This window comes from Nocardia sp. SSK8, assembly GCF_037034205.1.
GTDB lineage: Bacteria > Actinomycetota > Actinomycetes > Mycobacteriales > Mycobacteriaceae > Nocardia.
Map to the genome: position 1 here is coordinate 362,947 of NZ_JBAGKD010000007.1, position 15,949 is coordinate 378,895.

Here is a 15,949-nt window from a genome sequence, read left to right on the forward strand (position 1 = left end):
GGTGTTCGATGACCACTGTTCGGATTTCGCGCGGGTGGCGGCGCGGGGCGGTGGCGGCGCTGGTCGGCGCGCTCGTCCTCGGCCTGGCCGCCTGTGGTACCACCGACGACGACACCGCGGGCTCCGGCGAGCCGGTGACCATCACCCACGCGCGCGGCGAGACCACCGTCACCGGCACGCCGGAGAAGGTGGTCGCCCTGGGCAACCAGTGGCTCGACACCACGCTCGCGCTGGGCGTGGTGCCGGTCGGCTATGTCGACAATATCGCCGCCGTCGCCAAGACCACCCCGCCGTGGGAGCCGGACAGCCTGCGGTCGGCGAAGGCGCTGAACACCACGGGCAATGTGGCCGAGCAGGTCGCCGCGCTGGAGCCGGATCTGATCCTGGTCGACCCGTTCATCGCCGATCAGAAGACCTACGACGAGCTGTCCAAGGTCGCCCCCACCCTGCCCGCGCTGACCGCGAACGCGGTCGCGCCCTGGCGGGACCAGGTGACCGCGCTGGGCAAGGTGCTGCGCAAGGAGGACGACGCGGCCGCGGTGATCAAGACGGTCGACGACAAGATCGCCGCCATCGGCACCGCCAACCCCGGTCTGCGCGGCAAGACCTTCGCCAGCACCTGGCTGGCCAGCCCGTCCCAGCTCATGGTCCTGACCGACCCGAACGACGGTTCCGCCCAGCTGTTCACCCAGCTCGGCATGACCATCCCCGCCAATCTCACCGCCCAGCCGTCCAACCAGGGCCGCCTGGCCCTGTCCCCCGAACGCGTGGACGAGCTCGGCGCCGACCTCCTGCTGGCCGGCTACTCCCCGGGCATGGACGAGAAGTACCGTCAGCTCCCCGGCTACAGCGACCTGCCCGCCGTCCAGAAGGGCGCCGCCGTCTTCCTGACCACCCAGGAGATCAGCGCCGTCAACCAGCCAACGGCCCTGTCGGTCCCCTACATCCTCGACAAACTCGACCCCTACTTCGCCGCCGCCGCGAAATAGGCGCACCCCGTACTCCAGGGTGATGCGCGCGCCGGATCCCGGCTGCCACCGTCGATTCCGTGCGTGCTTTCGAAACCGGCAGAACCCCGACCGCCGCGAAGTTTCGCGCGGCGGTCGGCGGCTATCTGCTCGCCACTCTCGCCGCGTCGGCGTTCTTCCTCGCGGTGCAACCACACTCGGGCATCGACCCCGCGGCCTTGTCGCTGGTCCAGTTCGCTCCGGCGGTAGGCGCACTGGTGACGTGGCTGCTGTGCAGGAGAACGGTGACCGCCTCGCTGCCCACGGCGGTGCCGTCACGGCAGGTCCGCCTGCGCGTCGCGGCGATGATCGCCACCTGCGTGGCGTTCTGGCTGCTGATCACCGCCGCGGCCCTGCTCGCCGGAATCACCCCGGTAGGCCCCGCAGCGGTCGGCGGCGTCCCCTTCGCGGCATTCGTCCTGCTCCAATTACTCGGCGCCGCAGGCGAGGAAATCGGCTGGCGAGGCCAACTCCAACCCCTCCTGGAAACGCGCACAACAAAACTCACCGCTATCACACTCACCGGCATCACCTGGACCCTCTGGCACATCCAAGCCTTCACCGCCACCCCCCTCACCGCCCTCTGCTTCACCCTCTCCACAATGGCCTTCGCATTCACCCTCGGCACCCTGTCCACCGGCACCTTCGGCCAACGAGTCCTGATAGCCACCACCGGCCACTGGCTCATCAACATCGCCTGCTACCTCCTAGCGGGCGACAGCACCCTCACCCACCCCTACCTCCCCGTCATCACCCTCGCCGCCATCCTCACCGCTGTATCCACCTACTCCCTTGCACGTCAGCCCGACCGAACAGGCCAGGGCGTCGGTTGAGACGCGAAAGGCCCATGTCCGGGACATGGGCCTTTCGTGTTCGGGATGGAGTTTCGGTCAGCTCTGGGCTGCCTTGCGGTAGCCGCGGACGGCGAGGCCGCCGAATACCGCCAGGCCAGCGACAGACCAGGCGATCGTTTGGAGGAGGGGGGTGGTGATGGGGCCGCCGAGGAGGAAGGCTCGCATGGTGTCGATAGCGCAGCTCATGGGCTGGTACCGGACGATGGGCTGGAGCCAGCCGGGGTAGTTGTCGACGGCGACGAAGCCGGAGTTGAAGAACATGCCGACCAGGACGACGATGGCGAAGATCTGAACGACCTGGCCGCCGATCTTGCTGACGCCCACCATGACCACCAGCGGCGTGAAGCCGATGATGACGATCACCGGGACGGCGAGCACGCCGAGGACCCCGACCAGACCGGCCTCGAAGCGCAGGCCGAGCAGGACGCCGACCAGCACGACGACGATGGTGGCGGCCAGTGCGCGCAGGCATTCGGCCAGCAGGCGGCCGATCAGCCCCGCGCTGCGGTGGATCGGCAGGACCCAGAAGCGGCGCAGCAGCCCGCTCTCGCGTTCGCCGAACAGCGACTGCCCGGTGCCCATGGCCCCGTACATGGTCCCGGCGACGGCGATCATCGGCACGAAACCGTAGATCGGTTCGTCGCCGCCGCCCATCTCCAGCGTGCGCGAGAGCACCAGCTGGAACATCAGCAGCAGCAGGACCGGCAGCACCAGGGTGCTGGTGAGCACCTCGTGCTGACGGCTCCAGCGCCGCACCAGCCTGCCGGTCTCGGCCAGACTCTGCTCGATCAGCGTGGTCACCGGCGCTTCCTTTCCACCAGGACGGCCAGTACCGCGCCGCCGATCAGCATGGCGGCGATCCAGATCGCCGACACCGTCAGTTCCGCCGGATAGTGTCCCTCGGACAGCCCGCGCAGCGCGCCCGCCACCTGGGAGACCGGCTGATTGCGCACGAACGGCTGGATCCAGCCGGGGAACCCCTCGGCGGGCACGAAGCCGGTGGACACCATCACCAGCAGCAACTGCGGCACGAACAGCACGGTCGCGCCCAGTTCCGGATTCCCGGTGACGGTGCCGAGCGCGTCGGAGGCGATCACCAGCGCCGCGCCGAAGGCCAGCGTGAGCCCGACGAACACCAGCGCGGGCCCCAGCCCGTGGAACCGGAAACCGAACAGCGTGCCGATCACCAGCGCGCCGATCAGCGCCGACAGCGCCCGCACCAGATTGGCCGACATCCGCGCCAGCGGCGGCACCCACGAGCGCACGGGCAGCGCCCGCAGCCGGGTGCCCATGCCGCCGGAGACCTCACGCGCGGCGCGGTCGGCGGCGAACATGGAGGTGAAGAACATCGACTGCACGAGGATCAGCGGCAGCAGGTACTGCGCGTAATCGATCCCGGCCGCCTCCATCGACTTGCGCAGCGGCACATAGAAGCAGATGAAGAACACCAGCGGCGAGGCGAACCCGAGAACGAGGTCGCCTTCGCGCACGGCGGCGCGAATCCCCCGTTCGCTCAACGCACTCCACTGTTCACGGGGTGGAACCCGTACCGGGCCCGCAGGATTCACGGTCGTCATGCCGACCCCTCCCGGCGAGAAAGGACACGGATGGTCGTGACGGGCGCGGACATCGCCGCCCGGCCTCGGTGGCATCGAGTTTCCGCGCCGCTCATGCGACCGGCGCCTGCTCGCCGACGGGCGTGGTGAGCTGGATGAACACCTCGTCCAGCGAGGGCCTGCGCAGCGCGATATCGATGAGCTCGATCCCGGCGGCATTGACCCGGTCCAGCGCCGCGGTGAGGGTGGCGGCGCCGTCGGGGGCGGGCAGCGAGACGCGGTCGGCGGATTCGGGGACGGTGGTCTCGCCGAGGCCGCTCAGCGCGGTGACCAGCGCGGGCACGTCCCCGGCGGCCACCGGGACGACCTCGCAGTAGCTGGCGCCCGCGCGGGCCTTGAGCTGGTCGGCGGTGCCCTCGGCGATCACCGTGCCCTTGTCGACGACGATGATGTTGTCGCTGAGGACGTCGGCTTCCTCGAGGTACTGGGTGGTGAGCAGGATGGTGACACCCTGGTCCTTGAGCTCACGCACGAGCGTCCACAGGCTCTGCCTGCTGACGGGGTCGAGGCCGGTGGTCGGCTCGTCGAGGAAGACCACCTGCGGCTGCCGCACCAGCCCGCAGGCGATATCGATGCGCCTGCGCATGCCGCCGGAGTACTGCCCGACCCGGCGGTCGGCCGCGGCCACCAGGTCGAAGCGCTCGAGCAGTTCGTCGGCCTTGGCCTTGGCGGGCTTGCGGCCCAGGCCCATCAGCCGCCCGAAGAGCACGAGATTCTCCCGGGCGGTGAGCATTTCGTCCAGGGCGGCGTACTGGCCGGTGAGCATGATCGAGGCGCGCACCTCGTCGGCCTGGGTGACCACGTCGTAACCGGCTACGGTGGCGCGGCCCGCGTCGGGCCGGACCAGGGTGGACAGCACCGAGACCGTGGTGGTCTTGCCCGCGCCGTTGGGGCCGAGCACGCCGAGCACGCTGCCCGCGGGGGCCTGGAAGCTGATGCCCCGCAGGGCTTTCACCTCACCGAACGACTTCTCGACGCCTTCGACGGCAATCGCCGTACTCGATGTCAACGCTGTTCTCCGATCGTGATGGTAGCGAGAGTCCTGTGCGTCACCGAGACACCGAGCCCCCTCGTGACTTTGGTAACGCTAACCTAATGGACCTACCCGTGCGAGACCCACGTCATGCTCGCAGCAGGCCGACGACCTCGTCGAGCGAGGCGCCGCCCATGATGGCGGTGACGGGCAGTTCCAGCCGCAGCTCGTTCTCAACGCGTTTGCGCAGGTCCAGGGCTTGCAGCGAGTCCAGACCGAGCGCGACCAGCGGCACGGCGCCGTCGATCGGCTCGGTGGCGTCCAAGCCCATCACCTCGCGCAGGGCGAAGCGGACGCGCTCGGCGGTGTCGACTTCGGCTGCGGGCGAAGGCATTTCGGGCGACACCGTTTCCGGCGCGGCGACGACCACCGGCTCCGGAGTGACCGCCACCACCGTCTCGGGCACCTTCAGATCCGCGAACAGCGCGCCGAGCCCGAAGGCGGTGAACACCTCGGTGACGCGCGGCCAGTCCGCCGCCACCACGAGGACGTTCTCCGCCACGGTGGTGATGCCCGCCGCGACGGCCCCGGCGGGGTCCATCGGCTGGAGGCCGGTGCCGCTGATGGCGGCCAGCGCGTCGGCCTGGTCGGCGCCGACGGCCCGCCACAGTCCCCACTGGACCGAGCTGGCCGCGATGCCTTCGGCGCGGTAGCGCGCGGCGGCCGCGTCGAGCATGCGGTTGACCGCCGAGTATACCGCGTGGCCGCGGCCGCCGACGGTGGCCGACAGCGAGGAGCACAGCAGCACCCGCCCGTGCGGGCTGCGCGGCAGCAAGGTGACCAGGTGATCCAGGGCGACGATCTTGGGCGCGGCGGCGGCGCGGATGGCGTCCGGGGTCGGTTCGGCCGAGGCCGCGTAGTCGACGGCGGCGTGCACCAGCAGGTCGATCTCACCGAGCTCGGCGGCCAGCGCGCCGACCGCGTCGGCATCGGTGACATCGCAGGTCAGCACCCGTACCTGGGCGCCGATCTCGGCGATCCTGGCCTGCGCCTCGGACGAGCCGCCGGAGCGGCTGATCAGGGTGATCCGGCCCGCGCCCGCCCGGGCGAACTCCGCGCAGAAGTCGAGGCCGAGTTTGCCGGTACCGCCGACGATCACGACCTCGCCGAGCTCGGCTGCCGAGAGCCCGCTGACCACCGAGTCGTCGGCGACCAGCCGCTTGCCGTACCAATTCGATTCCCGCACAGCCAGTTCCGGTTCACCGGCGGTGTGCACGGCGCCGAGCACGAGCTTGGCGGTGGCGGTGTGGTCGCCGGTGTCGGCGGGCAGGTCCAGGTGCCGGAAGGCGACGCCGGGGTATTCGGCGGCCAGGCAACGGAATCCGGCCTGCGCGGCGGCCGGGAACAGGCCGGGCAGGTCGCCGTCGACGACCTGTTCGCCACCGGCGGTGACCAGCCAGATGTCCTTGACGCCGGTGGTGTCGGGCAGCCAGGTCCGCTCGCCGAGGAACCCGGCCAGCTCGGTGACCGCGGCGTCCACGCCGTCACCGGCGGTGGGCAGGAGCACGGCGACGGTGTCGTAGACCGTTCCGGCGCTGCTGGTTCCGTGTTCGTGGTCGACGATGGTCGCGCCGTGCCGGGGCGCACCGGCGCGCAGCGCGGCGACCAGCTCGCCCTGCGTGCCCGCGACATCGACCACAGCCAGCGCGCGCGGCGGCACCAGGCTGCGGCGGGGCAGGTGCACCCACTGTTCGGTGATGCGCGGTACCGCGACCGGCTCAGGCTCGGCGGCCAGCTGGGCCGTCTTGCCGGTGTAGTCGTGCGGAGCCCACAGGTGCTTGTCGTTGGTCTGGGTGTTCGGGAAGTCGAACAGCGGCAGCCGGGTGGTGCGCGGGCCGTCGACCAGCAGGCCGTCCCAGTCGAAATCGGTATTGCTCACCGCGATCTGGGCGATGCTGCGGGTGAACTCGGCCAGGTCGGTGGCGGTGCGGCGGGAGGTGCCGGTCACCAGGTAGTCGCGTTTCGGGGCGAGGGTGGCGAGGTTCTCCTGGACCGCGAGCATGAGGGTGGGGTGGTCGGCGATCTCGAGCAGGGTGTCCACGCCGTAGTCGGCGGCGGCCGCGATGGCCAGGTCGAAACGCACGCGGTTGCGCAGGTTCCAGTACCAGTAGTCGCCGGTGGGCAGGTCGGGGGTGATCGGCTTGCCCAGGGCACCACCGAAACTCGGCACGGTGGTCTCGGCGAAGACGGGGCTGTCGAGCTGACCGACCATGCTGCCGCACAGGATGTCGCGGAACTTGCTCACGATGGAGGTGTGCGCCGGGTAGGCGACCTTGATCTCCTTGGCGAAAACGCCCATCCCGGTGAGGGTGTCGACGGTTTCGGTGATCATGGCGCGCTCGCCGGAGATGGCCAGGATGTGCGCGGAGTTCACCACCGACAGCTCGGCCCAGCCGGAGTTGCGGGCCAGCAGCGCCTCGCACTGGTCACGGTCGACGCCGAGCACGGCCATGGAGTAGGCGCCCGCGATGCCGACCTCCTGGCTGACGGTGCCGACCAGCTGGGCGCGGATGGTCACCACCCGCACGCCGTCGGCCAGCGGAATCAGCCCGGAGACCACCGCGGCGGCGATCTCGCCCTGGGAGTGGCCGACGGTGGCGGTCGGGGTGACGCCGACCGCGCGCCACATGGCCGACAGGCCGATCATCTGCATGAACAGGGCGGGCTGCACGATGCGCACATCGTCTTCGAGCTCGCCGTCCTCGTGCAGGAGGTAGGACAGCGGCGAGATGGCGTAGAGGTCCTGGAAAACGGCTTCGGCCTCGTCGACGGCGGCGCGGAAGGCCGCCGAGTGCTGGTAGAGCATCCGGCCCATGCCGGGACGCTGGCTGCCCTGGCCGGGGTAGACGTAGCCAATCTTGCGCGGAATCGCGGTGCCGCGCAGCAGCTTCGGGTGCGAGCTGCCCGCGACGACGGCGTTCAGCGCGGCGAGCAGGTCGGCGCGGTCGGTCACCATGATCAGGGCGCGGTGCTTGCGCGCGACGCGGGTGCGCAGCAGCATGTCGGCGACCGGGCCGGGGCCCAGGTCGGGGCGCTGTTCGCAGTAGGCCAGGATGGCGGCGCCCTCGCGACGCAGCGAGTCCTCGGTGTCGGAGGACAGCAGCACCGGGATGGTGCCGTCGGGCAGACGATGATCAGACATGGGTCACCTCTTGGGCGGGCATCGCCACGATGGCGTGTGCGTTGGTTCCGGCGACGCCGAAGGAGGACACCGCGCCGTAGCGGACACCGTCGACGGGCGTCCAGTCCTGGAGTTCCTGGGCCAGACGCAGCGTCGAGGCGTCCCAGTCCACCTTCGCGGTGGGGTTGGCGGTGTGGCGGGTGGGGGCGATCTGCCCGTGCAGGCCGCTGAGCAGCACCTTGATCAGCCCGAGCAGGCCAGCGGCCGCCTGGGCGTGCCCGAGGTTGGACTTCACCGAGCCGAGCAGCGGGGTGCCGCCTCCGTAAACGCGTTGCAGCGCCGAGAGTTCCAACGGATCGCCGACAGCGGTGCCGGTGCCGTGGCCCTCGATCATGCCGACCAGCTCGGCCGGAATACCCGCCGCCGCCACGGTTTTGCGCATGAGCTGTTCCTGGGCATCGGTGCTGGGCACCGCGATCGGGGCGCCCTTGCCGTTGTGGTTGACCCGGGTGGCCAGCAGCTCGCCGTAGATCCGGTGGCCCAGTTCCTCGGCGCGCGAACGCCGTTCGAGCACGATCACGCCCGCGCCCTCGCCCCAGAGGGTGCCGGTGGCGTCGGCGGAGTACGGCTTGCACTGGCCGTCGGTCGAGAGCGCGTTGGCCTTGGAGAACTCGAAGAAGCCCGCGGGCGAGCCGAGCACGCACACCCCACCGGCCAGCGCCCATTCGCAGTCGCCCGCGCGGATGGCCGAGGCGGCCAGGTGCACCGCCGCGATCGAGGACGCGCAGGCCGCGTCGACGGTCATGGTCGGGCCGACCAGGCCCAGGCCGTGCGAGATGCGCCCGGAGATGGCGCTGTAGGCGCTGCCGGTCGCGCGGTAGCCGGTGTGCTCGTTGACCTCGGCGCCGTGCGGCCCATAGTCGGTGTGCGAGGCGCCCATGAAGCAGCCGACCTCGGCGCCGTCGAGGCTGCCGGGATTGATGCCCGCGTTCTCCAGCGCCCGCCAGGCCACCCGCATGGCGACGCGCTGCTGCGGGTCCATGGCGACGGCCTCGCGCGGGCTGATCCCGAAGTAGCCGGGATCGAAGTGCGCGGCCTTGTCGAGGAAGCCACCGGAATCGCGGACCGGGCTCCAGCCCTCCTGGCGGCCCGCGGCGAACATCTGCGCCAGCGGCCAGCCACGGTCGCGCGGGAACGGGCCGAGCAGGTCGCGCGATTCGGCCAGGGCCGTCCAGTACCCGGTCAGGGTCTCGACGCCGCCGGGGGCCTCCACGGCCATCCCGCTGATGACGATCGGATCGTGCTCGCTCATCGGGCGCCCGCCGTGTTCAGCAGGTCGGCGATGTCGCCGACGTGATCGTGCAGGTAGAAGTGCCCGCCGTCGAACATGCTCACTTCCAGGGGGTGTTCGGTGTGCTGCTGCCAGGAGTAGAGGTCGCCGATGGAGACGAACTCGTCGTCGCTGCCGCCCAGCGCCAGCACCGGCGCGGCGACGGTGACGTCCTTGGCGCAGACGTAGGCGTCGAAGGCGGCGTAGTCGGCCTTGAGCGCGGGCAGGGCCATGCGCATGAGGTCGCGGTTGCCGAGCACGTCGGCGCCGGTGCCCTCCAGGCCCGCCATATGCTCGAGCAGTTCGTCGTCGTCGGTGGGGTGGTTGGGCATGTCGGCGACCTGCCAGGGCGCGACCGCGCCGGAGACGCCGAGCAGCCGCACCGGGAGCCCGGCGGCCTCGGCCAGCCGGGTGAATTCGAAGGCCACCATGGTGCCCATGCTGTGCCCGAAGACGGTCAGTGGGGCGCCGCTCGCGGCGAACGGGGTGCGGGCGTATTCGTCGAAGGCGCCGCGCGCGAGTTCGGCGATGCTGCCCTTGGCCGGTTCGGCGGCCCGGTCCTGACGGCCGGGGTATTGCAGCAGCACCACGTCGAAGTTCTCGGACAGCGCCTTCGAGAAGGGCCGGTAGCTGGAGGCGCCGCCACCGGCGTGCGGGCAGATCACCAGTGGTGGAGCGCCCGCGGTGCGCGGTCGATGGAACTTGCGGAGCCAGCCGGGTGAGCCTGCCATTACCTGTTTCTCCTAGCTAGTGCGGCGGTCACTGCCACATTCGTCTCATCGCCAACATGGCCGCGTCCTCGTCACCGAGGACCTCCGTCGCGCCGATGCGGCGGTCGAGGTCACCCGCGAGCGCGCGCAGGGTGTTGGTGAAAGCGGTTTCGATGATCTCGGCGTCGCCCGCGTCGAAGGAGTCCTCGGCGTAGAACACGACCACCTGCCACGGTTCGCCCGGGAACAGCAGATCCGCGGGGAAGACCATGACCATCAGCGCGTTGTCGGTGGCTCCGCGCCCGGCGAAGTCCACCAGTTCCAGTTCGCGCGCGCCGAGCAGGCGCACCAGCTCGTCACGGCCGGACGGGTAGGACTGGAACACGAACATGCTGTCGAACAGCTTGCGCGCGCCCGTGGCCTTGTTGGCCGTGGTGAGGCGCAGCTGGTGGTGTTCGAGCAGTGCCATCCGCCGCCGCTGCATCTCGGTGACGGTCTCGCGCCAGCTGTGCCGGGCGTCGAGGTCGATGGCGACGGGCACCGTGTTGACGAAGCAGCCGATGGCGGTGTCGACGTCCTCGAGATCGGCCGGGCGGCCCGAGACCACCTCGCCGAAGACCGCCGAGTCCTCGCCGGTGACCCAGCGCAGCACACTGCCCCAGGCCAGCTGGCACAGCGCGCTGAAGGTGGTGCCCAGTTCGGCGGCCCGCTCGGTGAGCGCGTCGGCCAGTTCCGGTTCGATCGGGAACCGGTGCTGCACCGGCACTTCCGAGCCGCCGGTGGCACGGTTGGGGGCGACCAGGCAGGGGCGCACGTCGGCCAGGTATTCGGTCCAGGCGGCTTCGGTGGCTTCTTCGGTGGCGCGGGTGTGGCGCAGGAATTCGGCGAAAGTGCCCGGGTCGCCGAGGGGTTCGGTGCCGTTGTCGGCGTAGTCGGCGAAGATCTCGCGCGGCAGCAGCTGGCCGGACCAGCCGTCGGTGAGGATGTGGTGCGAGGCGAGCACCAGCATGTGCTGGTCCTCGGGCAGGTGCACCACGGTGGCGCGCATGAGCGGGCCGCGGGCGAGGTCGAAGGGCTTGGCCTGGTCCGCGTCGAGGAAGTCCTCGAGTTCGTCTGCGGCCAGGTGGATTTCGTCGACCTGGAAGTCCAGGTGCTCGGCGACGATGGCGTACGGCTGACCGGAGTGCGAGACCGCGACCGCGATGCGCAGGTTCGGGTAGCGGTTGAACACGGTGTCGAGCGAGCTCGTCAGCCGGGTGACGTCGAGGGCGCCGCGCACGGTGATGGTGGTCTGCACGGTGTAGGCGTCGCGGCCCGCGGTGCTCAGGGCGGTGAAGTACAGGCCCGCCTGGAGCGGGGCCAGCGGGTAGACGTCCTCGAAGCGGCCGTACTGCCGCTGCCAGCGGTCCAGATCGAGCTGGGTGACCTCGCTCGCCAGCACATCGCTGGGGGTGAGCCGGGTCTCCGGGTTCTCCCGGACGGTCTTGGCCAGCTCGCGCAGGGCGGTGGTCCACAGCGCGGCGAACTCACTGACCTCGGCCTCGGTGAGCACGCCGGTCGGGTAGCGGAACGAGGCGCGCAGGGCGGGCTGTTCGCCGGTCTCGACCAGGGCGACGGTATTGATGTCGAGGACGGCCGGGGCGGGCATGGCGGGGTCGGCGTGGCCGCCGAGGTAGCCGAATTCCGGGGCGGCGTCCCAGGTGGTGGCGTCCTGGGCACTCGCGAGAGCGAAGCGGCCCATGTAGTTGAAGCTGATCTGCGGTGCGGCAGTGCTTTCCAGCGCGGCACGGGTGTCCGGGTTCAGCCAGCGCAGCAGGCCCCAGGCGATGCCGCCGTCGGGCACGGCGAGCACCTGCTCCTTCACGGCTTGCACCGCGCGCACCATCTCGGGCTCGAATTCCGCACGGCCGCCGCTGATGTCGAGGGCCATCGGGTAGGCGGTGGTGAACCAGCCGACCGTAGTTGCCAGGTCGGCCCCGGCGAAGAGGTCGTCGACGCGGCCGTGGCGTTCCATGGTGACCGACAGGGTGGCGCCGTCGCGGCCGCGATCGCGGCGGAAGCGGTGGGCGGCCACGGCGAGGGCGGCGACCTGGATATCGAGGAAGTCGCAGCGGAACGCCTGGGCGGCGGTGGTCATCAGGAACTGGGTGTCCTCGGCATCCAGCTCGGCGGTGACCTCGGCGACCGTAGCCGCGGTGTCGAGCGCGGGATCGTAGGCGCGGCCACCCAGGAGAGGGTCGGCGGCCTCGGCCACGGCCTGCCAGGTGGGCAGGGTCGCGGTGATCTCCGGGGACTGGGCCAGCGCGGTGAGATTGGTGTTCCACGCCTGGACCGAGGTGCCCGTGGTGTCGAGATCCGTTGCGCCGTCCCAGTACTGACGCAGATCGTCGTGCAGGATGCGCCAGGAGACGCCGTCGACCACGAGATGGTGGGCGACCAGCAGCAGGCGCCCGGCGGAGTTGTCGTCGGCGCGCAGCCAGACCGCACCGACCATCGCGCCCGCTGCGGGGTCGAAGGATTCGGCGATCTCGCGCAGGTGTCGCTGAAGGAGGTCGCCTGCGGTCGCATCCCAGTCCCCATGCGGGACAACCACTTCCACTACGCTCGGATAGCCGACATGCTGCGCGGAGTCCGCTGCCGCCTCGGCGCTCGGTACGAAGTAGCCGAGTGCACCGTCGGGGCCGGGCGCGATGCGGGCGCGGAGCAGGGGGTGGCGGTCGATCAGGTGGTGGACGGCGGCGGTGATCCGGTCGGGGGTGGCGTCGGCGGGGGTGACGACAGCCGTGGCCTGGGAGTAGGCACTGTAGGCGGACGAACCGCTGGTGAGCAGGGTGGCGATGGGCTGGAGGGGAATCCAGCCGGTGCCGTCGCCGGATTCGATCAGGGCCGGGCCCGCCGCCTCGTCGAGCGGGGTGGTCGCGGCGGCGATGGCGGCGACCGTCCTGGCCTCGAACAGGGTGCTGGTGGTGATCAGCAGGCCGCGCTTCTTCAAGGCGGAGGCCATGCGGATGGCGCTGATGGAGTCACCGCCCAGGGCCAGGAAGTCATCGTCGGCGGCCAGGGCATTGTCGATGCCGAGGACCTGCCGGATGACGTCGGCGACAGCGGTTTCCGCGTCGCCGCGCAGCGCGCGACCGTTGCCGGACTCGCCGCCGAGATCGGGCTGCGGCAGCGCCTTGCGGTCGAGCTTGCCATTGGCGGTGAGCGGCAGTTCCGCCAGCCGGACCAGGGCGGACGGGATCATGTAGTCGGGCAGCAGCTGCGCGAGCTGGGCGCGGATGACGCCGGAGTGCTCCTCGGCGGTGCCGGTGGCCAGGGCCGAGTCGGGCTCGGCGACGTAGTAGGCGACCAGCACGGATTCGGCGCCACGCGGCACAGCGATGGCGACGGCCGCGGCGATGCCGGGCACCTGCCGCAGCACGGTGCCGACCTCACCGAGTTCGATACGGTGCCCGCGGATCTTGACCTGGTCGTCGACCCGGCCCAGGTACTCGAGGCTGCCGCTGGGGTGCCAGCGGACGATATCGCCGGTGCGGTACATGCGCGCGCCTGGCTCGTCGGCGAAGGGGCAGGCCACGAAGGTACCCGCGCTCAGGCCGGGACGGCGGTGGTAACCCTGGGCGAGCTGGATGCCGCCCAGGTAGAGCTCACCGGTGACGCCGGTGGGGACGCGACGCAGCTGCTCGTCGAGGACGTGCACATCCGAGTTCCACTCCGGCAGGCCGATCAGCGCCGAGCGGAAGGCCGCCGGGTCGGCCAGCGCACCGGCGAAGTCCTCGTGGGTGATGTCCATGGCGCCCTCGGTGGGGCCGTAGAGACCGAGCACCGTGCCGCCGAAGACCCGGCTCGCCTCGGCCACCAGCGGCGGCGGGACGGCCTCGCCACCGAGGTAGACGAAACGCATGGACCGCAATCGCGCCGGGTCGGGCCCGGCGTCGAGGAAGGCGCGCACCACGCTGGGGACCAGCGAGATCTGGGTGATGCGGTGCCGTTCGATGATGGCGGCCAGCGCCTCCACATCGGCCTGCCACCACTCCGGCGGCGGCAGCACCGTCGCCGAACCCGTGCACAGCGCGTTGACCAGCTCGAATACCGACACGTCGAAGCCGATGGGCGCCTTCTGCAGAATGCGTTCGGCCGTCTCCGGCACGGGCTGACCGAGCACACCCCGGGTAGTGGCGGGGTCGGGCAGCTCGCCGCTCGCGTCAGCGCTGCCGCCGAAGCCGAGGAAGTCACGCATCCACTGCACATGGTTGGCCACGGCGCGGTGATTGATCACCACGCCCTTGGGGCGGCCGGTGGTGCCGGAGGTGTAGAGCAGGTAGGCGGCGTCGAGCGGGTGGATCGGGCGGCCGGGCTCGAATGCGGAATCGTCGAAAGCGGCCAGCGCGGAACGGATCTCGTCGGTGTGCACGTCGATCACCGGCACCGGCAGGGCGCCGAGATCACGGTCGCGCTCCCCCGTCACCGCGCGCACCAGCAGCGCGGGTTCGGCGTCGCCGAGCATGAATTCGATGCGGTCGGCCGGGTAGCTCGGGTCCACCGGCACATAGACCGCGCCCGCGCGCAGCACCGCCGCGAACAGCACTGGCAGGTGCTCGCTGCGCTCGGCGAACACACCCACCCGGTCACCGGAGCCGACGCCACGCTCGGCGAGCAGGCGCGCGAATCGGTTGACCCGCGAATCGAATTCGGCGTAGTCGAGTTCGAGATCGCCGAAGACCACGGCGGTGCGCGCGGGATAGGTGGCCGCGGAGTGGCGGATCATGGCGTCGACGGTGTCGCGCTGGACCGTCACCCGGCCGCCGCGCGACCAGGTATCCAGGGCCGTGCGGTCGCGGTCCGACAGGGTGAGCAGTTCGGCGAGCGAGCCGCGCGCGGTCGCGGCGGTGAGCACCTGGTCGATGTACTCGTGCAGGCGCACGATGGTCGGCTCGTCGAAAAGGTCGGTGCGATAGGTGATCTGGACGTCCACGCGGTCGGCGTGCATGAACGCCTCGACGGCGATGGGCAGCAGCGAGGCGCCGTGGTCGGCGAGCTGCCAGCCGGTGCGGGCGCCGGGCAGCTGCGGGCCGTCGATCTTCTGGTGCAGGAACAGCACCATGGTGTCGAACAGGCGGGAGCCGATATTGCCGGTGGCCTTGTTGACCGTGCGGACCACGGCCTCGGCCGGGAAGTGCTTGTGCCGGAAGGCGTCCGTGGTGACGGTGCGGACCTGCTCGACCATCTCGGCGAAGGTGGCCACCCGGCCGGTGAAGCGCAGCGGCAGCATATTGCTGAGATTGCCGATCAGCTGGTCCATGCCGGACTCTTCGCGATGGGCGACGGTGGTGCCCACCACGATGTCGGACTGGCCGGTGAGCTGGCGCAGTGCCACGTAGTAGGCGGCCAGGAACACCTGGAACGGGGTCACCCGTAGCTGGGTCGACAGGGCGCGCAGATTCGTGTCGGCCTCGGCACTCAGCAGCCGGTCCAGCCGCACGCCAGCCTCGGAGACCACGGCGGGCCTGCGGTTGTACGGCAGCGCGAGCTCGGGGACCTCGCCGTCGAACTGCCCGGCCCAGAACTGTTCGGTGGCACGGTGATCGGCCTCGGCGAAGCGGTCCTGTTCCCATTCGGCGAAGTCGGCGACCTGCAGGGCCAGCGGTTCGGCGGTGATCTCGCCGGTGAGGGCCTGGCTGTAGAAGCGCTCCACATCGCGGGAGAGCGCGGGCAGGGTCATGCCGTCCCAGGCGATGTGCTGGATGACCAGCACCACCACGACGGTGGTGGCGTCGAGCCGCACGAAGCTCAGCCGCAGCGAGGACTCGGCCGACAGGTCGAAGGTGTCGTGCGCGGCGGCGGTGACCAGTTCGGCCAGCGCGGCGTCGGCCTCGGGGCGCGAGCGGTCGGTGAAGTCCAGCACGCTGACCCGGGGCGGCAGCTCGTCGTGGATGCGCTGGTAAGGGTTGCCCTGGTCGTCGTTGTGGTAGGTGGTGCGCAGCACCTCGTGGCGGCGGGGCAGCGCGGTGAAGGCGCGGCGCAGGGCATCGTCGTCGACATGGCCGGTGAAGGTCAACGCCAGGCACAGGTTGTAGGCACTGCTCTCGGGCGAGATCTGCTGGTGCGCCCACACATACCGCTGACCGAACGAGAGCGCGGCGCGAGCGGGATCCCGGCGCCGGGCCACCTGGGGGGTGGTGTCCAGGCCCTCCTGCGCAAGGCGGGCGCGCATTGCGGCTTGCAGGTCTTCCAGGGATCGCATTCGGTCTAACCAATCTCTACTGCGGTAGTTCGGT

9 protein-coding genes are annotated in these 15,949 nt (G+C 70.7%); 2 read left to right on the forward strand and 7 right to left on the reverse strand.

What is annotated here, in order from left to right:
* Positions 1 to 8: 8 nt before the first annotated feature.
* The gene (locus WA675_RS16635; RefSeq protein WP_336085425.1) at positions 9 to 989 is read left to right on the forward strand and encodes an ABC transporter substrate-binding protein; all 981 of its coding nucleotides are present in this window, start codon (positions 9 to 11) and stop codon (positions 987 to 989) included.
* Positions 990 to 1,048: 59 nt separating this feature from the next.
* On the forward strand, positions 1,049 to 1,840 hold the full coding sequence (locus WA675_RS16640; protein ID WP_336085428.1) for a CPBP family intramembrane glutamic endopeptidase: 792 nt from the start codon (positions 1,049 to 1,051) through the stop codon (positions 1,838 to 1,840).
* Positions 1,841 to 1,897: 57 nt separating this feature from the next.
* On the opposite strand, the gene WA675_RS16645 is transcribed toward WA675_RS16640, so the two are convergent.
* The 7 genes from WA675_RS16645 to WA675_RS16675 form a co-directional block, all read right to left on the reverse strand.
* On the reverse strand, positions 1,898 to 2,662 hold the full coding sequence (locus tag WA675_RS16645; protein WP_336085430.1) for an ABC transporter permease: 765 nt from the start codon (positions 2,660 to 2,662) through the stop codon (positions 1,898 to 1,900).
* Positions 2,659 to 3,438 carry an ABC transporter permease gene (locus WA675_RS16650; protein ID WP_336085432.1) on the reverse strand — a complete coding sequence of 260 codons (780 nt, stop codon included), beginning with the start codon at positions 3,436 to 3,438 and terminating at the stop codon, positions 2,659 to 2,661. The genes WA675_RS16645 and WA675_RS16650 overlap by 4 nt, the downstream gene beginning before the upstream one ends.
* A 91-nt stretch (positions 3,439 to 3,529) precedes the next feature.
* Positions 3,530 to 4,486: an ATP-binding cassette domain-containing protein gene (locus tag WA675_RS16655; protein ID WP_336085434.1), complete on the reverse strand. Its 957-nt coding sequence runs from the start codon at positions 4,484 to 4,486 to the stop codon at positions 3,530 to 3,532.
* A 112-nt stretch (positions 4,487 to 4,598) separates the two neighbouring features.
* Complete coding sequence (gene nbtC / locus WA675_RS16660; protein WP_336085436.1) at positions 4,599 to 7,652, reverse strand: nocobactin polyketide synthase NbtC; 3,054 nt, start codon at positions 7,650 to 7,652, stop codon at positions 4,599 to 4,601.
* Positions 7,645 to 8,943, reverse strand: coding sequence for a beta-ketoacyl [acyl carrier protein] synthase domain-containing protein (locus WA675_RS16665; RefSeq protein WP_336085438.1), 1,299 nt, complete (start codon positions 8,941 to 8,943; stop codon positions 7,645 to 7,647). Before WA675_RS16665 ends, nbtC begins: the two co-directional genes overlap by 8 nt.
* Positions 8,940 to 9,692: a thioesterase II family protein gene (locus WA675_RS16670; RefSeq protein WP_336085440.1), complete on the reverse strand. Its 753-nt coding sequence runs from the start codon at positions 9,690 to 9,692 to the stop codon at positions 8,940 to 8,942. Before WA675_RS16670 ends, WA675_RS16665 begins: the two co-directional genes overlap by 4 nt.
* A 28-nt stretch (positions 9,693 to 9,720) precedes the next feature.
* On the reverse strand, positions 9,721 to 15,915 hold the full coding sequence (locus tag WA675_RS16675) for an amino acid adenylation domain-containing protein (RefSeq protein ID WP_336085442.1): 6,195 nt from the start codon (positions 15,913 to 15,915) through the stop codon (positions 9,721 to 9,723).
* Positions 15,916 to 15,949: the final 34 nt, after the last annotated feature.